We start from the raw sequence: 17,681 nt of genomic DNA on the forward strand, positions 1-17,681 counted from the left end.
CACCTCACTCCCACTCGATGGTGCCCGGCGGCTTCGAGGTGACGTCGATGGTCACCCGGTTGACCTCGGCGACCTCGTTGGTGATCCGGGTGGAGATCCGCTCCAGCGCGTCGTAGGGCAACCGCGTCCAGTCGGCGGTCATCGCGTCCTCGCTGGAAACCGGCCGCAGCACGACCGGGTGACCATAAGTGCGGTGATCGCCCTGGACCCCGACCGACTGGACATCGGCCAGCAGCACCACCGGGCACTGCCAGATGTCGCGATCGAGCCCGGCGGCGGTGAGTTCCTCCCGCGCGATCGAGTCGGCCGCGCGCAGCGTCTCCAGCCGCTGCGCGGTCACCTCGCCGATGATGCGAATGGCCAGGCCCGGCCCGGGGAACGGCTGACGGTGCACGATCGTCTCCGGCAGCCCGAGTTCCAGCCCCACCCGGCGCACCTCGTCCTTGAACAGCGCGCGCAGCGGCTCGACGAGGCCGAACTGCAGATCCTCGGGCAGCCCGCCGACGTTGTGGTGGCTCTTGATGTTGGCGGCACCGGAGCCGCCGCCGGACTCCACCACGTCGGGGTAGAGGGTCCCCTGGACGAGGAAGTCGATGTGCTCGCCCGCCTCGCCGGCCTCGTTCTGCAGGTCACGGGCCGCCTGCTCGAAAACACGGATGAACTCGCGGCCGATGATCTTGCGCTTCTCCTCGGGATCGGTGACCCCGGCCAGCGCGTCGAGGAACTGCTGCACGGCGTCGACGACGACCAGCCGCACACCGGTCGCCGCGACGAAATCGCGCTCCACCTGGGCGCGTTCCCCCGCGCGCAGCAGACCGTGGTCGACGAAGACGCAGGTCAACCGGTCGCCGATGGCCCGCTGCACCAGGGCGGCGGCCACGGCGGAATCCACACCGCCGGACAACCCGCAGATCGCGCGACGGTCACCGACCTGCTCACGGATCGCGGCGACCGTGTCGCCCACGATGGAAGAAGTCGTCCACTGCGGACGGACACCGGCGATGTCGTGCAGGAACCGCCGGAGCACCTCCTGGCCGTGCGGAGTGTGTGCCACCTCGGGGTGGTACTGCACCCCCGCGATCCTGCGTCCGGGGTGCTCGAACGCCGCCACCGGCGTGTCCGGGGTGCCCGCCGTGACGGTGAACCCGTCGGGTGCCTTGCTCACCGAATCGCCGTGGCTCATCCACACCGGGTGGTGCACGGGCAGGTCCTCGTGCAGCGTTCCGCCCCGGCCGGTGACCGACAGTTCGGTGCGCCCGTACTCGCGGACGCCGGTGTGCTCGACGGTGCCGCCGAGCGCCGAGGTCATCGCCTGAAAGCCGTAGCAGATGCCGAACACGGGCACCCCGGTGTCGAACAGGGCACCGTCGACCTGCGGTGCGTCCTCGGCATAGACGCTGGCGGGGCCGCCGGAGAGCACGATGGCCGCCGGATCACGGCGCAGGAGTTCGTCGACCGGAGTGTCGTGCGGAACGACCTCGGAGTACACCTGTGTCTCGCGCACCCGGCGGGCGATCAGCTGCGCGTACTGCGCGCCGTAGTCGACGACGAGGACCGGCCGCTGATCGGCACGGGCCTGATCCTGCGAAGCAGAGCTGCTGCTTGCCGTGTCGGACACGTCGTCGAAACCTCCCGGGATAGCCGCCTACCACCCCATTGTCCCAGGTGGCCGGGATCGCAACGGCACCGACCCCGGCCGGGGGACATCACTGCCTCAACGATGCAGGGCGCCGGGCGCGTCGGCGGGGACGGCAGGCGCCTTGGGGGCGATCGGCTCGACACGGCGGTAGCCCTCGGCCTGGGACGCGCGCGGATCGGGCTCCCCCTTGTTCGGCCACAGCGAGAACGCGCGCTCGGCCTGCGCGGTGATCGTCAACGAGGGGTTCACACCGAGGTTCGCGGTGATCGCCGATCCGTCCACGATCGACAGCGTCGGATGGCCGTACGCGCGGTGATACGGGTCGATCACCCCGTGCTCGGCATCGGAACCGATCGGGCACCCGCCGATGAAGTGCGCGGTCAGCGGAATGTCGAACAGCTCTCCCCAGGTTCCACCGGCGATCCCGTCCAGCTTCTCGGCCGCCCGCTTGTTGGCCTCCTCGCCCGCCGGGATCCAACTCGGGTTCGGAGCGCCGTGCCCCTGCTGCGAAGTGAGCCTGCGGCGCCCGAACAGTCCGCGGCGCAGCCGCGTGGTCAACGAGTTGTCCAGACTCTGCATGACCAGCAGGATCACGGTGCGTTCGCTCCAGCGGCGCACCGACAGCATCCGCAATGTCAGCAGCGGTCGCTTGATCGCCGTCCGCAGCCACTGCCGCCAGCGTGGCGTGGGCTCGGCCCCCGATGTCGGCAGTGTCTGCAGCAGCCCCATCGCGTTGCTGCCCCTGCCGTAGCGCACCGGCTCGATGTGGGTATCGGTGTCCGGGTGGAACGAGGAGGTGATCGCCGTCCCCCGGGAGAAGTCCCGTTCCGGATCGACCTTCGACGCCTGCGCCCCGATGATCGACTCCGAGTTGGTCCGGGTGAGCTTGCCCAGAGTCGCGGGCAGGTGCGGCAGGTCCCCGCGTTCCCGGGCCCGGTGCAGGAGGTTCTGGGTGCCCCAGGTTCCGGCGGCCACGACGACCTGGTCGGCGGTGAAGGTTCGCCTGCCCCGCCGGAGCTTGGCCCCGGTGCGTTCGGTGCCGATGCGCCAGCGGCCGTCGGAGCCCTGCGTCAACCCGGTGACCGTCGTCATCGGCCACACCTCGGCACCGCCCTGCTCCGCCAGGTACAGGTAGTTCTTCATCAGCGTGTTCTTGGCACCGACCCGGCATCCGGTCATGCAGGCACCGCACTCGGTGCAGCCCGCACGGGTCGGGCCGGCGCCACCGAAGTACGGGTCGGGGTTGTCCTCGCCAGGCTTGCCGAAGTACACGCCCACGGGAGTCGGGTGACAGGTCTCGCCGACCCCCATGTCCTCGGCCACGCTCTTGATGATCTCGTCCGACGGCGTCACCGTGGGATTGGTGACCACTCCCAGCATCCGGCTCGCCTGGTCGTAGTGCGCAGCGAGCTCGTCCTCCCAGTCGGTGATGTGGGCCCACTGCGAGTCGGTGTAGAACGGCTTCATCGGCCGGTACAACGTGTTGGCATACACCAGCGAGCCACCGCCGACTCCCGACCCGGCGAGCACGAGTACGTTGCGCAGCAGGTGGATGCGCTGGATGCCGAAGCACCCGAGCTGTGGTGCCCACAGGAAGCGCCGCAGATCCCAGGAGGTCTTCGCGAACTCGTCATCGGCGAATCGCCTCCCCGCTTCCAGGACCGCGACGCGATAGCCCTTCTCGGTCAACCGGAGGGCGGCGACGCTACCGCCGAATCCCGAGCCGATGACGACGACGTCGTAATCGGTTCCGCCTCGGGGATCACGATTCCCGTCGGTGTTGTGCTCTCCGCCACGTGAAGCCATGCACAGTAGGTTAAACGCAAAAGTTACCTACCGGTAGCCCGGGCTTCCTCTCATCCCGGCCACTGGACACGCCGTTTGCCCGCAGCGACTCAGCGGCGCAGCATCAGGCCGACCTTCTGGAACTCCTTGAGTTCGGAGTAGCCCGTCTTCGCCATCGCTCGGCGCAGTCCGCCGAACAGGTTCGACGTGCCGTAGGGATCACTGGTCGGCCCGAACAGCAACGTCCTCAGGTCGGCATCCGCTCCCGCGAAACCCACGATCTCGCTGCGCGGCAGGTTCGGGTGCGCGGCAGCGGCCGTCCAGTAGTACCCCTGGGCCGGCGCCTCGTCGGTCTCGGTCAACGCCTCACCCAGCATCACCGCATCGGCACCGCACGCCACCGCCTTCGCGATATCCCCCGAATACGACAGGCCGCCATCGGCGATCACATGCACGTAACGGCCACCGGTCTCGTCGAGATAGTCACGGCGCGCCGCCGCGGCGTCGGCGATCGCCGTGGCCATCGGCACCCCGATCCCCAGGACCTGCGTCGTGGTCGCCGACCGCGCCTGACCGAACCCGATGATCACGCCGGCCGCACCGGTGCGCATCAGGTGGATGGCGGTCCGGTAGTCACCGACCCCACCCGCGATCACGGGCACGTCGAGATCGGCGATGAACCGCTTCAGGTTGAGCGGCTCCCCGTCCCGGGAGACATGCTCGGCGGAGACGATGGTGCCCTGCACCATCAGCACCTCCACACCGGCGGCCAGCAGAGTCGGGGTCAGCTCCTCGGCATGCTGGGGACTGACGCGCGCAGCCACGGTCACGCCGGAATCCTTGATCCGCTTCACCGACTCGGTGAGCAGGTCGGTCCGGATGGGCGCGGCATGCAACTGCTGCAGCATCCTGATCGCCGCGTCCGGATCGCCGTCCTGCTCGGCAGCCCGGACCACCTGCAGCAGGGCCTCCTCGGCGTTCTCGTGCCGCGCCCACAGGCCCTCGGCATTGAGCACACCGAGCCCACCGAGTTCACCCACGTGTACAGCGGTATCGGGCGAGACGACCGCGTCGGTCGGGTGTGTGACCAGCGGGATGTCGAAGCGGTAGGCGTCGATCTGCCAGGACAGCGACACGTCTTTCGACGAGCGGGTGCGCCGCGAGGGCACGATCTCGATATCTTCCAGGTCGTAGCCGCGCATGGCCGTCCGGCTCATGCCGATCTCCACAAGATCCCGCACGTCAGTCCTTCCTCACAACGCCGGTGCTGTCAGCGGCGCATTCTCTCTGGCACAGGCGCCCCAAGCGGCGCCGGGGCACACTCCCCGGGGGCGTGGAGGCGAATTCCGCCTGGATCACTCCTCGCCCGGCACGCGGATCACCGCGTCGTGTAGTTCGGTGCCTCGGTGGTCATCGTGATGTCGTGGGGATGACTCTCCTTGAGACCGGCCGAGGTGACTCGCACCAGCTGCGCTTCCTGCAACTCGGCGATCGTCCGCGCGCCGGTGAAGCCCATTCCCGAGCGCACGCCACCGATGAGCTGGTGCACGACCTGCCCGAGCGGCCCGCGGAACGGGACACGCCCCTCGATCCCCTCGGGAACCAGCTTGTCCTCGGAGAGCACGTCGTCCTGGAAGTAGCGGTCCTTGGAATAGGACTGCGACTCGCCGCGCGACTGCATCGCACCCAGCGACCCCATGCCCCGGTAGACCTTGAACTGCTTGCCGTTGACCAGCACCAGGTCGCCGGGAGCCTCGGCGGTTCCGGCCAGCAGACTGCCGAGCATCACGCTGCTGGCGCCCGCGGCGATCGCCTTGGCGATGTCACCGGAGTGCTGGATCCCCCCGTCGCCGATCACCGGCACACCCGCCGGGCGGCACGCCAATCCGGCCTCGTAGACCGCGGTGATCTGGGGAACACCGACGCCGGCCACCACGCGCGTCGTGCAGATCGAACCGGGCCCGACACCCACCTTGACGCCGTCCACTCCCGCATCGACCAACGCCTGCGCGCCGGCCTTGGACGCCACGTTGCCCCCGATCACGTCCACCGAGTGACCGAGTTCCCGCTTCAAGGTCGCCACCGTGTCCACGACCGCCTTGGAATGCCCGTGTGCGGTGTCCACGACGAGGACGTCCACCCCGGCATCCACCAGGGCCATCGCGCGCTCGTGCGAGTCGGCGCCGACACCGACCGCGGCGCCGCACAGCAGCCGCCCGTCGGGGTCCTTGGTGGCGTCGGGATACTGCTCGGTCTTGACGAAGTCCTTGACGGTGATGAGACCGCGCAGCTTGCCCGCGTTGTCCACGATCGGCAGCTTTTCGACCTTGTTCCTGCGCAGCAACCCCAATGCGGCCTCGGCGGTCACCCCGACCTGCGCGGTGATCAGAGGAGCCGGGGTCATGATCTCGCGGACGCGCCTGGTGTGATCCGCCTCGAACCGCATGTCCCGGTTGGTGATGATCCCCACGAGCATGCCGTCCGGGTCGGTCACCGGCACCCCGGAGATCCGATACCGCGCGCACAACGCGTCCACCTCGGAAAGCGTGTCCTCCGGTGTGCACGTGACCGGGTCGGTGACCATGCCCGCCTCGGAACGTTTGACCACCTCGACCTGCGCCGCCTGCTCCTCGGTGGAGAGGTTGCGCTGCAGGATACCGACCCCTCCGAGGCGGGCCATGGCGATGGCCATCCTCGCCTCGGTGACCGTGTCCATCGCGGCCGAAGCCAGGGGTACTCGCAACCGGATGTTGCGCGAGAGCCAGGTACCGGTGTCAGCGGAACTGGGAATGACGTCGGACTCGTCCGGGAGCAGCAACACATCGTCGAAGGTCAGCCCGAGCGTCGCGAACTTCGTGGGAAAACCTGGTGCGGTCAGTTCGCTGGTCATGGCGCGAAAGGAATGCCTTCCTGAAGAACTGGTGGACCCGCAGGACCCGCACCCGGCCATGGCAGCACCCGGCTTCGCCCGATTCACCGACGGTCGCAGGCGACGACGCTCACCACATCCCGGCACGACCTGCAGGGGGGATACCCCCATGGTATCGGCTCCCGGCCCGTTACCCGGTCCCCGGCCGGAACACACCCGACTGGACGTTGACGGTACCGTGCGGACTGTGCCGCATGACCCATTGCCCCCAGACCCATTCGCGGATGATCCGGATGATCCGAGCATGGCACTCGGCGATCACGACCCCGAGCAGGAGCCACCGCTCGGCGACGACGAACGGGCCGAATTGCTGTCGGACCTGACCGATCTCGCCGTGTACCAGGCACTGCTGGAGCCCCGGGGCGTCCGCGGCATCGTCGTGGACTGCGGGGACTGCGGGGAACCCCACTACCACGAGTGGGAACTACTGCGTTCCAGCCTGGAGCAACTGCTCAACGACGGTCGGATGCGCCCGCACGAGCCCGCCTACGAGCCGAACCCCGGCCACTACGTGAGCTGGGAATACTGCCGCGGCTTCGCGGACGGGGTCACCGAGACGGAGAACGAGAACAGCCGGTAGGGCGACTACTGCCGACAAGCACGTGAGAGCGGTTCGGCGCTTTCGGGCGCCGAACCGCTCGATCTTCGTGATCAGGGCGGGAACAGCCCGGAGTCCCCGGTGTCGCTCGAGGAGCTCCCGTCCGACGTGCTCCGGTCCGAGCTACCGGTTGAGGAGCTGCTCGACCGCGACGCCGAACCGCTCGGATTCGACGAGGACGTGCTCGGGGAGCCGGAACCCGTGTGCGTCGGCTGTGTCGAGCCCGAAGGCGGTGGAGGCACCAGGGGAGTCGAACTCGGCCTCGTGGAACTCGTCATCCCCGGCTGTGTCGAGGACGAGGACGCCACCGGCAGGTTCTCGACGTTCTCCTGCCCGCGCTCGATCTTCGCGCTCAGGGAGGCATGCGCAGCCTGGAGGTCCGACAGGCCGTGCTCGGCATCGACCGTGTGCATCTCCTCACGTGCCTGCTCCAGGGCTTCCCTGGCCGCCTCGGGGCGGCCCTTTTCCCACGCCGTGCCTGCCTTGTCGAGCTGCTGCTTCGCCTGCCAGGCAGCCTGGGCCGACTGGGCGTGATCGGCGTAGAGAACCTGTGCGACACCCCAGAGCGCGTCACCGGGCAGCGCATCACGCGCCGCCACCCCCACGCCGGTGAACGTGATCATCAGGACAGCCGCCGCTGTCGCGACCGGCACCAGGTGACGCCGCTTGCGCCTGCGCGGCCGCGCTCGCCCCTCGTCGATGGCCGATACCGCGGTGTCGGTGTCGACGAGCTCGCCGATCGGCGTGGCATCGACATCGCGCCGCCAGGCGACCAGCAGCGATTCCAGAGCCGGCTCGTCGGTATCCGCCAGCGCGATGTCGGGATCGGTTCCCCCGAGCACGTCCAGCAGCTCGTCATCGGCTTGGAGCGCGGAGAGGTCGACGGGGTCCGCATTCTCCGCGTCCGGTTGCTCGCTCTCGTACTCCCCGGTTGCTTCCGTTGCGTCCGATTCGTCCGCACGCCCGCGAAAGGTCACGATCTTCGCGGTGCCATCCGCGGTCTGCTCGGTTCGAGAAGTCTGTTCGGTCACCTGTTCCCCATCGGCGATGCCGTCCTGTTCGGACTTCGCCGTCTGCCGATCCGGTTCCGATACGGACTCCGGGGCTTCGGATCCACCATCGAGATCGTCGCTTGATTCCGACTCGTCACTCGGTGCACTGCCGACGGGTGTGTCCCGCTCGGTCTCGGTGCGCGAACGGTCGTCCTGCTGATCGGACCCGACAGGGTCGTGTCCGTCACCGTCACCTTCGGACCCTTTCCGCTCAGCCATTCAGACCACCTCCTCCGCGGACAGCGTCTTGCGCAGCCGGGCCAGTGCACGATGCTGCGCCACTCGCACCGCCCCCGGAGTCGAATCGACCGCTTCGGCCGTCTCCTCCGCGGACAACCCGACGACCACCCGAAGCAGCAGGATCTCCCGCTGCTTGGCAGGGAGGACCCGCAGCAACTGCGCCATCCTGTCCGAAAGCTCACCCTGTATCGCCCGCTGCTCGGGACCGGCCTCGGACTCCGGTGTGTCCGGAGGGTCCGCGACCGGTTCGGAACGGTTGCGGGCCGATGCACGGTGCGCATCAGCCACTTTGTGCGCGGCGATGCCGTATACGAACGCCAGGAAGGGACGGCCTTGGTCGCGATAGGTGGGTAACGCCGTGAGCACGGCGAGGCACACCTCCTGTGCGACATCGTCCGCCGAAGCGTACGAACGCTCGTTTCGTCCAACCCTGGCGCGGCAGTACCGCACCACCAAAGGACGGATTTCCGCCAGCAAGCGCTCGATCGACTGACGGTCGCCGTCGACGGCGGCGCTTACAAGAGCGTCCAGCCCGTCCCCCACGTTGCTCATCGCAGACAGCAGCCCTGGTGTTACGAGTTCACGCGATTCGGATCCGACCGGCGTTTCCAGCGCTCCTCGCACGCCGATCAACTGTCACCGTACCGGGCGACAACTTGTCACCGAACAGGGACGGGTCTTCGAGGGAGGACTCCACGGCGGGAGAGGACATCGACAAGGCGGTGCCCGCGGAGAAGGTGGGAACAGCAAGCAGGGCGCGAGAACGACGGACGACTGTAGTCACACGACCACAATTACCAGATGCCCACCCCAGGGCCGCACTCCAGTGATTCCGCGCCCCGAGCCGATCCCTCAAGCGACCAGGCCGCGGCGGAACCCGTGCGCCACCGCTTGTGCTCGATCACGCACTCCGAGTTTGCGAAACAGACGCCGCGCATGCGTCTTGACCGTGTCCTCCGACAGGTACAGTTCCCGCCCGATCTGGCCGTTGCTCTTGCCCTGAGCCATTCCGCGGAGCACCTGCAACTCCCGATCGGTGAGTTGCACACCGGGGTCCGAGGGTTGCCGGGGAGAGGGCACCGAGGTGCTGGCGAGCGTGTGCGCGAGCGCGGCGACCAGTTCCGGTCGCGAGGCATCCCAACGCAGGTATCCGCGCGCACCACCGGCGATGGCGGCAGCGATACTGCCTGCGTCGTCGGGCGCGCCGAACACGATCACGTTCGCTTGCGGATGCGCCGAAACGAGCCTGCGCGTGGCTTCCACGCCGTTGGGCACCGCGCGCTGCGTACCGACGAGGACGACATCCACGGCTTGCCGCGCGAAGCGGGCAAGCAACTCGTCGCCGTGCGCCACGCAATCGATCCGACTCACTCCGGGGACGGCCGACATCACACGAGTGAGCCCTTCCCGAACGCTCCGCCGATCATCACAGATCAAGACCGTCGTCACGGGAACTCCTTTCCTGCAGGCGAGTGAACGTTCCACCTCCCCCATCGGCCGCAAAAACGCGAACCTTGACACGATCCGGTACTAAATCCATTCAGAGTGTGATGACAGGGTTTCACAGTGACGTTCACCGGAAAGGAGCACGTTTCGGAAATCTCTTGTCACCCGTCCTGACGCATTCGGGCATGCACGGCTGTCACCTGCGATACTCACTCGAAAGCACCCTCTCGCCGAGAACGCGACACCCGATCCGGGAAGCCGGCAGAACCAGCTCGAGCAGTAGTATGTGATTTAGGTCACAACTAATCGCCGGTTTCCGCTCCCAGGACGGTCTCGGACACGCGTTTCACGGCGACAGGCAGCGAGTCCAGCACTTCGACCCGAGCGGGCATGGCTTCGGCATCCCACCCCGGCCCCGCCGCGAACGCACGGACCCGCTGGCGCGGACTCGGCAGGTCGGAGATCAGGTGTGGTGCCGCGTCATACGGCTGCTGTGCCCACAGAACGACCGCAGCCGGAGCCGCACGGCGAACGGCATTGTCGAGACCTTCCTTCGGAAGGGGAGCCCCGAACAAGCGATGTCCCACCCGGCTCGTTGCCAGGGCCGCCGCGAGGGCGACGAGCTCGAGCTCCTGCCCCTCTCCGGGCACCGGGGCGAGCACGACCGGACGCGGGTTGATCGGCAACGGCGCATTGGCGATGACGACACGAAACGCCGTCGAGGCGCAGTCGGTCAGCAATCGGACGGCCTCGATCCCGGTACCCGAGCGCTGCCTGCGTTCGGTGAGCGCACGCAGCACCGGCCACAGCATGTCGTGCCAGGTCGCCACCACTCCATCGGCCTGCATCCCCTCCGCAAGGAGCTGCTGCGCCGACTGCGAGTCGAGTGAGAGCGCGGCCCGCCCGAGGCCGCGGGCACGCGGATCCGCGCTACCGAGCTTCAGCCCACCGCCGCCGGCGTGGAACGTTTCCTCGGTTTCGTCATCGGCACTGCCGAGAACCCCGGACGACAGGACCGGCTCGTGACCGGAGGGCGATTGCCGGGGTTCTTCGAGGATCGAAGCCTCCGCCGACGAGGAAGGCTGCTGCGCCGGAGTGGCGGTTCGGGCATAGCGCGCCGCCTCCGCGGGCGAGGCTCCCCGCAGCAGCGCGCGCTGCATCTGTTCCAGCCGGGCGATGTCGCCGGGTCCGTACCGGCGATGGTGGCCCGCCGTGTGATCGCTGGGACCGATGCCATACCGGCGGTCCCAGGTACGCAGGGTCGCGGGGGCCACCCCCAGCCGCCGGGCCACTGCCGCGACCGTGAGTTTCGGCGGTTCCCGATCGTCCGACACGTCGACATCTTCCGCGGCCGCGGCAGTGGCGGCGCCCGCGATCGCCGAGTCGGTCTCCGTCCGGACAGTTCCCGGCCTCCTCGTCACGGGGCCATGTTCGTGGTTGGTCATCGGGCGTGGCAACCCGGGTCGCTCTTCCAGGATCACTCCAACGTGAACAAGGTCTGGCGCGTTAAGTGTTGAACAAGCTTTGGCGCGGTTTTACGGTGATCGGTGCGGGCTGCGGCAAAAGCCGTGGCAAGAGGGGATCCACCGGGTTGGAGGTGGTTGTCGCAATGGCGGACACACGGCGTCTTCCAGGGCCGAACGCCGATATCTGGGATTGGCAGATACGCGGTTCCTGTCGGGGAATGGACAGCTCGTACTTCTTCCACCCCGACGGGGAGCGCGGACCGGCTCGAGCAAGACGCGAAGCCAAGGCAAAAGAGGTCTGCCACCACTGCCCCGTACTCGAACAGTGCCGCAGGCATGCACTGGCCGTCCAGGAGCCCTACGGCATCTGGGGCGGGTTGTCGGAGTCGGAACGCGAAGTCATCATCAAGGCTCACCGGCGGCCGGTCGCTACGGTGGCGAGCTGACGACATCAGGGGCGGCACTCTCGCGGAGTGCCGCCCCTGATGTCATTCGATTCCGTCCGGACGGCCCGCTGCGGACCGCGCCGGTACCGCGTCTCAGTGGCCGTGACCGTGGCCGCCGGACGCGGACTCCTCTTCCTCCTCGGGCTTGTCCACGACGGCGCTCTCGGTGGTCAACACCATGCGCGCGATGGAGGCCGCGTTGGAGACCGCGGAACGGGTCACCTTCAGCGGGTCCACGACACCCGGGCCGATGAGGTCACCGAAGGTCTCGTTGCCCGCGTTGTAGCCCTCGCCCCACTTCATGTCGCGGACCTTGGACACCACGACGGCGCCTTCTTCGCCCGCATTGCCTGCGATCCAGTACAGCGGCGCCTCCAGCGCGGAGCGCACGAGCTGCACACCGGTTGCCTCGTCACCGGTGAGGCCGAGGTTGCCGTCGAGCGCCTGCGCGGCGTGGATCAGGCTGGAACCGCCGCCGGGAACGCTGCCTTCCTCGGCAGCGGCCTTGGCCGCAGCCACGGCGTCCTCGATGCGGGACTTGCGTTCCTTGAGCTCGGTTTCGGTGGCCGCACCGACCTTGAGCACCGCGACACCACCGGCGAGCTTGGCCAGCCGCTCCTGCAGCTTCTCGCGATCCCAGTCGGAATCGCTGGCCTCGATCTCGTTGCGGATCTGCTGGACGCGCCCCTGCACGTCCTCCTTGCTCCCGCCACCGTCCACGATGGTGGTGTTGTCCTTGGTGATCGTGGCGCGACGGACGGTACCGAGCACCTCGGGACCGACCTCGGAGAGCTTGAGCCCGATCTCGGGGGAGACCAGCTGTGCACCGGTGACGGCGGCCAGATCCTGCAGGAAGGCCTTGCGCCGGTCACCGAAGTACGGTGCCTTGACCACGGCGACCTTGAAGGTCTTGCGGACGGCGTTGACGACCAGGGTGGACAGCGCCTCGCCCTCGACGTCCTCGGCGATGATCAGCAGCGGCTTGCCGTCGTTGGCGATCTTCTCCAGCAGCGGCAGGAGCTCCTGCATGTTGGAGATCTTCTCCTGGTGCAGCAGCACCTGAGCGTTTTCCAGGACGGCTTCCTGCCGCTCGGAGTCGGTGACGAAGTACGGGGACACGTAGCCCTTGTCGAACTGGACACCCTCGGTGACCTCCAGCTCGGTGGCCAGGCTCGAGGACTCCTCGACGGTGATGACACCGTCGTCGCCGACCCGCTCCATCGCCTCGCCGACCAGCGCGCCGATGTTCTCGTCCCGCGAGGAGACGGTGGCGATCTGGGCGATGTTGTCCCGGCCCTTGACCGGGGTGGCCTTCTCCCGGAGGGATTCGATGACCGCATCGGTGGCCTGCTGGATGCCACTGCCCAGGGAAGCCGGGTTCGCACCGGCCGCCAGGTTGCGCAGGCCGCCACTGACCAGCGCCTGGGCGAGCACGGTCGCGGTGGTGGTGCCGTCACCGGCGACGTCGTTGGTCTTCGTCGCCACGTTCTTGACGAGCTGGGCACCCAGGTTCTCGTACGGGTCGTCCAGCTCGATCTCGCGCGCGATGGTCACACCATCGTTGGTGATCTGCGGCCCGCCGAACTGCTTGTCCAGGACGACGTGGCGACCGCGCGGCCCGAGGGTGACCTTCACCGCGTCGGCAAGCTGGTTGACACCGCGCTCCAGCGCGCGGCGAGCCTGCTCGTCGAAGGTGATCTGCTTAGCCATGTTTCAACAGCCCTTCAGCATGGGAGGGTGAGTCTGTAGTTCCCGAAATCGCCGTGCCTGTCCGCGGGGAGCGAGCACGATCGCGGAGACGGTGACCGCAGGGTGGCCGCCTCCGGTTTCCTCTCGATGCCGTGTCCGGCCGGGCACCGACGCTGCTCTCCCGGAAAGTCCGGCACGAATGCTGCGACCCGGGGACACATCCGGAGTCCGAAGCGGCGGCCGCAGCAGCCACGGATTCCGACCCGAGAACAGTTTTCACATGCGACCGCCCCGGCGTCCCGGGGTCGGGACCGCCGGGGCGGCGCTACTGCGCTCTGTCAGCGCTGGCGACGTTGGTTCTCAGTTGACGACAGCCAACACGTCGCGGGCGGAGAGCACCAAGTACTCCTCACCGTTGTACTTGACCTCGGTCCCGCCGTACTTGGAGTAGATGACGACGTCACCCTCCTTGACGTCGAGCGGGATCCGATTGCCCTTGTCGTCGACACGGCCCGGCCCGACAGCCAGAACCTTGCCCTCCTGGGGCTTTTCCTTGGCCGTGTCCGGGATCACGATGCCGGACGCAGTCGTCGTCTCGGCCTCGCTCGCCTGAACAACGATCTTGTCCTCAAGCGGCTTGATGTTCGCCACGGTGTGACCTCCACCTTCTGGGGCCTTCGAAGCGTTGGCTGGATGTGCGACGGCTCCGTGGCTCCCCGCCGTCGCGGGTGCCGGGGCGCTCCGGCGCCGTTCATCTAGCACTCTACCCAGGCGAGTGCCAACCTTCAACAGCACCCCACCATCGAGGGATCGTCGGTGGATCTTCGCTGGTGGACCACCATGTGAATGATTCGGATTCACAGCGGGGCGAGTACACCATGATCGACCCGTTGTCCTAGGTTGCACGCCATGGCTGCACCGACGAGGCCCACGAACCAACCGTGGAAGCGCCGCCCACGACCATCCCGCCCACCCGGCCCGCACGGTCCCCCGCAGCGCCCCGGTCGGCGCCGGCCGTAAGTCCCGGAGCGGGAGCGTGCGACAGGGTCGTGTCGCCGAGTGTTCACCGGATACCCACCGACTGTCGGTGTTTTTTGCCCACTCCTCCGAGTGAGGATTCCGGCGGAGTGTTCCGCGACCGTCTTCCCGGAGGGCGAGATGAGCCATCCCACCACACCCGGCCCCGTCAACCGTCGCTCGATCCTGCTCGGCGGTGCCGCCGCGCTCGGAACCACCGCTGTCGGCGGTTCCGCTCTGGCCGACGGCATGAGCCGGCGCGGGGCAGGTACCGGACGCCTCGTCGACCCGTTCACCCTCGGCGTCGCCTCGGGTGACCCGCTGCCGGGCGGCGTCGTGCTGTGGACGCGCCTGGCTCCGGAGCCGACGGCCGAGGACGGCAAGGGCGGTATGCCGGACAGGACGGTCCCGGTGCGGTGGGAGGTCGCCGAGGACGAGACGTTCACGAAAATCGTGCAGCGCGGTATCGCCGAAGCCGCCCCCGAGCTCGGGCACAGCGTGCACGTCGAGGTCGACGGGCTCCGCCCCGGCGCGGAGTACTTCTACCGCTTCCGGGTCGGTGACGAGCTTTCCCCGGCCGGGCGCACCCGCACGGCTCCCGCTCCCGGCACGCTCGGGGAGCTGACCATGTGTTTCGCCTCGTGCTCGCACTACGGCGCGGGCTACTTCACCGCCTACCGGCGGATGGCCGAGGACGAGCCGGGCCTGATCCTGCACCTCGGCGACTACCAGTACGAGTACCCCTCCTCCGAGGACGATGTGCGCACCGTGCTCGGGCCGGAAACCCGGACGCTGGCCAACTACCGGCAGCGGCACGCCCAGTACAAGACCGATCCGGACCTGCAGCTCGCGCACGCGACCGCGCCGTGGCTGGTGGTCTGGGACGACCACGAGGCGGAGAACAACTGGGCCGACGAGACCCCCGAGGAGCCGCAGGAGAACTGGATGAAGCGGCGCGCGGCTGCCTTCCGGGCCTACTACGAGAACATGCCGCTGCGCAGCACGTCCAGGCCACAGGGTCCCGACATGCAACTCTATCGCCGGATCCAGTGGGGCGGACTGGCGAACTTCCACATGCTCGACACCCGCCAGTACCGCCACGACCAGGCCTGCGGTGACGGGTACAACGTGGAGTGCCCGGAGCGCTTCGCCCCGAACCGCTCGATCACCGGTGACAGGCAGGAGCAGTGGATCCTCGACGGGTTCGCCAACACCTCCGCGCGCTGGGACGTGTTGGGGCAGCAGGTCTTCTTCTCCCAGCTCGACCTGACCCCGGGTTCGGGAGAGGGCTACAACGTGGACGCCTGGGACGGCTACGTCGCCAACCGCGACCGGATCGCGCACGCGATGGGCAACAGCAAGGTCCGCAACGGCGTGGTGCTCACCGGTGACGTGCACCGGCACTGGGCGGCCGAGATCAAGGACTCGCACGAGCACCCCGACTCCCGGCCCGTCGGCACCGAGTTCGTCACGACCTCGATCACCAGCTCCGGCGACGGCAGCGACGACACCAATCGGGACGTGCTCGACGACAATCCGCACGTGAAGTTCTACGCCGATCGTCGCGGCTACGTGCGCACGAAGTTCAGCGGCAGCCGACTGCGAGCGGACTACCGTGTCCTGCCGTACGTGACCCGCAAGGGCGCACGGACCGAGACGGCGGCCACCTTCGTCGTCGAGGATGGTGACCCCACCCTGCACCGGGCCTAGGGATATTCCGAGATGGGACTTGCTCTCGGTGCGGGTGGCGGAACATCGAGCAGCTCTCATCCGCGCGCCCTTGCCGGTCAGCGCAGGACGACGGTTTCCACCGGCAGCCCCGGATCCGCGGGGATGTTCGGCGGGGACGGCTCGGCGCCGGAGGCGAGCACGTGCGCGCCCAGTGCGGCGATCATCGCACCATTGTCGGTACACAGCCGCGGGCGCGGCACGCGCAGGGTGAGGCCCGCCGCGGCGCAACGATCGGCAGCGAGAGCGGCCAGCCTGGAATTCGCGGCAACGCCGCCCGAAATCACCAGGGTGTCCACGTCCAGATCTCCGGCCGCACGAACCGCCTTCGCGGTCAGCACGTCGGCCACCGCTTCCTGGAACGAGGCGCACACGTCCGCGACGGGTACCTCCCGTTCCTCGCGACGCGCCTGCTCCACCCACCGCGCGACGGCGGTCTTCAGACCCGAGAAGGAAAAGTCGTGGCGGGCATCGCGCGGGCCGGTCAGGCCGCGCGGGAAGGCGATCGCATGCGCATCCCCCTCGCGGGCCATGCTGTCGATCGGCGGCCCGCCCGGATATGGGAGCTCCAGCAGGCGGGCGACCTTGTCATAGGCCTCACCGGCGGCGTCGTCGATCGTCGAGCCGACCTGCGTGATCGTGTCCGCGATCCCGGCTACCGACAACAACTGGGTGTGCCCACCGGAGACCAGCATTGCCAGGCACCGCGCGGGCAACCGCCCGTGCTCCAGGGTGTCCACGGCGACGTGGCCGGCGAGATGGTTCACCCCGTACAGCGGCACTCCCAGCGCACCGGCATAGGCCTTCGCGGCCGCGACACCGACCATCAGCGCACCCGCCAGCCCGGGACCCGCCGTGACGGCGACTGCATCCACATCGGACAGTTCGAGACCGGCTTGTTCCAGGGCCCGGCGCGCGGTGGGGGCCATCGCCTCCAGATGCGCCCGACTGGCGATCTCCGGCACCACCCCACCGAATCGGGCGTGCTGGTCGACACTGGAAGCCACGGCATCGGCGAGCAACCGCACCGACCCGTCGGGCATCAGCCGGACCAGGCCGACGCCCGTCTCGTCGCACGAAGTCTCGATTCCCAGCACGATCCGGCCGGGCTCGGGCATGTCACCGGCGCTCACGGCACACCACTCTCCTCCACAGAGGACTGCGCAGGTCGCGACATGGTGTGCGCGTCCGCCCCGGAGGGCTGGTAATAACGCTTGCGCAGTCCCACGATCTCGAATCCGTGTTCACGGTAGAGCGCGATGGCGGCATCGTTGTCGGTCCGCACTTCCAGAAACGTCCGCGCCCGCCACTCGTCGGCCTTGCTCAACAACCCTCGCAGCAACGCACGACCGATCCCCTGCCGCCGATACTCGGGATCGACGGCGATGGTGTGTATTTCGGCCTCGGCATCGGGAGGGCGCCCGGTCAGGGCGATCCCGGCGTACCCCAGCAGGTACTCCTGCGCGTCATAGGCGCCGAGGTAGAAATTTCCCCGCTTGAGCTCGGAGACGAACGCGCCCTCCGACCAGGGATCGTCCTCGGGGAACAGGATCCGTTCCAGCTCGGCGCAGCGCGCCAGATCGCGGCGGAGCAGCTTGGCCAGGCGCACGGTTCCACGGGTGCCCGACGGTTTCCCGGCGTTGTCG

The 17,681-nt window shown here is 68.3% G+C and carries 15 protein-coding genes; 3 read left to right on the plus strand and 12 right to left on the minus strand.

Annotated features, from left to right (window positions below):
• Positions 1 to 4: 4 nt before the first annotated feature.
• The 4 genes from guaA to guaB form a co-directional block, all read right to left on the minus strand.
• Positions 5 to 1,618, minus strand: a complete 1,614-nt coding sequence (gene guaA / locus DFQ14_RS00115; protein ID WP_114450972.1) for a glutamine-hydrolyzing GMP synthase — start codon at positions 1,616 to 1,618, stop codon at positions 5 to 7.
• A gap of 96 nt (positions 1,619 to 1,714) precedes the next feature.
• Positions 1,715 to 3,445 carry a GMC oxidoreductase gene (locus DFQ14_RS00120; protein ID WP_114450973.1) on the minus strand — a complete coding sequence of 577 codons (1,731 nt, stop codon included), beginning with the start codon at positions 3,443 to 3,445 and terminating at the stop codon, positions 1,715 to 1,717.
• A gap of 89 nt (positions 3,446 to 3,534) precedes the next feature.
• Complete coding sequence (locus DFQ14_RS00125; RefSeq protein WP_114450974.1) at positions 3,535 to 4,665, minus strand: GuaB3 family IMP dehydrogenase-related protein; 1,131 nt, start codon at positions 4,663 to 4,665, stop codon at positions 3,535 to 3,537.
• 137 nt (positions 4,666 to 4,802) lie between these two features.
• Positions 4,803 to 6,314, minus strand: a complete 1,512-nt coding sequence (gene guaB, locus DFQ14_RS00130) for an IMP dehydrogenase (RefSeq protein WP_114450975.1) — start codon at positions 6,312 to 6,314, stop codon at positions 4,803 to 4,805.
• A 217-nt stretch (positions 6,315 to 6,531) separates the two neighbouring features.
• Between guaB and DFQ14_RS00135 the strand changes: the two genes are divergently transcribed.
• Complete coding sequence (locus DFQ14_RS00135; protein ID WP_170206401.1) at positions 6,532 to 6,933, plus strand: DUF5319 domain-containing protein; 402 nt, start codon at positions 6,532 to 6,534, stop codon at positions 6,931 to 6,933.
• Positions 6,934 to 7,004: 71 nt separating this feature from the next.
• Here the strand turns inward: DFQ14_RS00135 and DFQ14_RS00140 are convergent, their stop codons facing one another.
• From DFQ14_RS00140 to DFQ14_RS00155, 4 genes are all read right to left on the minus strand, one after another.
• Positions 7,005 to 8,222: an anti-sigma-D factor RsdA gene (locus DFQ14_RS00140; RefSeq protein ID WP_114450976.1), complete on the minus strand. Its 1,218-nt coding sequence runs from the start codon at positions 8,220 to 8,222 to the stop codon at positions 7,005 to 7,007.
• Entirely contained in the window at positions 8,223 to 8,795 is a 573-nt protein-coding gene (locus DFQ14_RS00145) for a sigma-70 family RNA polymerase sigma factor (protein ID WP_114451476.1), read from the minus strand.
• A 300-nt stretch (positions 8,796 to 9,095) separates the two neighbouring features.
• The gene (locus DFQ14_RS00150) at positions 9,096 to 9,692 is read right to left on the minus strand and encodes a response regulator transcription factor (RefSeq protein ID WP_114450977.1); all 597 of its coding nucleotides are present in this window, start codon (positions 9,690 to 9,692) and stop codon (positions 9,096 to 9,098) included.
• Positions 9,693 to 9,991: 299 nt separating this feature from the next.
• A complete protein-coding gene (locus tag DFQ14_RS00155) occupies positions 9,992 to 11,065 on the minus strand; it encodes a MerR family transcriptional regulator (RefSeq protein WP_420810122.1) in 1,074 nt (357 codons plus the stop codon).
• Between the two features lie 233 nt (positions 11,066 to 11,298).
• Between DFQ14_RS00155 and DFQ14_RS00160 the strand changes: the two genes are divergently transcribed.
• Positions 11,299 to 11,601 carry a WhiB family transcriptional regulator gene (locus DFQ14_RS00160; RefSeq protein WP_114450979.1) on the plus strand — a complete coding sequence of 101 codons (303 nt, stop codon included), beginning with the start codon at positions 11,299 to 11,301 and terminating at the stop codon, positions 11,599 to 11,601.
• Positions 11,602 to 11,694: 93 nt separating this feature from the next.
• Here DFQ14_RS00160 and groL read toward each other — a convergent pair whose 3' ends face one another.
• On the minus strand, positions 11,695 to 13,311 hold the full coding sequence (gene groL / locus DFQ14_RS00165) for a chaperonin GroEL (protein ID WP_114450980.1): 1,617 nt from the start codon (positions 13,309 to 13,311) through the stop codon (positions 11,695 to 11,697).
• Positions 13,312 to 13,650: 339 nt separating this feature from the next.
• Positions 13,651 to 13,941, minus strand: a complete 291-nt coding sequence (gene groES / locus DFQ14_RS00170; protein WP_114450981.1) for a co-chaperone GroES — start codon at positions 13,939 to 13,941, stop codon at positions 13,651 to 13,653.
• A 507-nt stretch (positions 13,942 to 14,448) separates the two neighbouring features.
• Here groES and DFQ14_RS00175 point away from each other — a divergent pair.
• Positions 14,449 to 16,017, plus strand: coding sequence for an alkaline phosphatase D family protein (locus DFQ14_RS00175; RefSeq protein WP_114450982.1), 1,569 nt, complete (start codon positions 14,449 to 14,451; stop codon positions 16,015 to 16,017).
• A gap of 77 nt (positions 16,018 to 16,094) precedes the next feature.
• Here the strand turns inward: DFQ14_RS00175 and tsaD are convergent, their stop codons facing one another.
• Positions 16,095 to 17,153 (minus strand): tRNA (adenosine(37)-N6)-threonylcarbamoyltransferase complex transferase subunit TsaD, encoded by a 1,059-nt coding sequence (gene tsaD, locus DFQ14_RS00180; RefSeq protein WP_114451477.1) that lies wholly within the window; start codon positions 17,151 to 17,153, stop codon positions 16,095 to 16,097.
• A gap of 11 nt (positions 17,154 to 17,164) precedes the next feature.
• Positions 17,165 to 17,644, minus strand: a complete 480-nt coding sequence (gene rimI, locus DFQ14_RS00185) for a ribosomal protein S18-alanine N-acetyltransferase (RefSeq protein WP_114451478.1) — start codon at positions 17,642 to 17,644, stop codon at positions 17,165 to 17,167.
• Between the last annotated feature and the right edge of the window lie 37 nt (positions 17,645 to 17,681).

Origin of the sequence: Halopolyspora algeriensis, from assembly GCF_003337235.1 — a bacterium.
Lineage (GTDB): Bacteria > Actinomycetota > Actinomycetes > Mycobacteriales > Pseudonocardiaceae > Haloactinomyces > Haloactinomyces algeriensis.

Excerpts from the sequence above, each read along its gene's own strand:
- DFQ14_RS00120 (WP_114450973.1), bottom strand. The coding sequence starts at position 3,445 with ATGGCTTCACGTGGCGGAGAGCACAACACCGACGGGAATCGTGATCCC.
- guaB (WP_114450975.1), bottom strand. The coding sequence starts at position 6,314 with ATGACCAGCGAACTGACCGCACCAGGTTTTCCCACGAAGTTCGCGACG.
- DFQ14_RS00140 (WP_114450976.1), bottom strand. The coding sequence starts at position 8,222 with ATGGCTGAGCGGAAAGGGTCCGAAGGTGACGGTGACGGACACGACCCT.
- DFQ14_RS00145 (WP_114451476.1), bottom strand. The coding sequence starts at position 8,795 with ATGAGCAACGTGGGGGACGGGCTGGACGCTCTTGTAAGCGCCGCCGTC.
- DFQ14_RS00160 (WP_114450979.1), top strand. The coding sequence starts at position 11,299 with ATGGCGGACACACGGCGTCTTCCAGGGCCGAACGCCGATATCTGGGAT.
- groL (WP_114450980.1), bottom strand. The coding sequence starts at position 13,311 with ATGGCTAAGCAGATCACCTTCGACGAGCAGGCTCGCCGCGCGCTGGAG.
- DFQ14_RS00175 (WP_114450982.1), top strand. The coding sequence starts at position 14,449 with ATGAGCCATCCCACCACACCCGGCCCCGTCAACCGTCGCTCGATCCTG.
- tsaD (WP_114451477.1), bottom strand. The coding sequence starts at position 17,153 with ATGCCCGAGCCCGGCCGGATCGTGCTGGGAATCGAGACTTCGTGCGAC.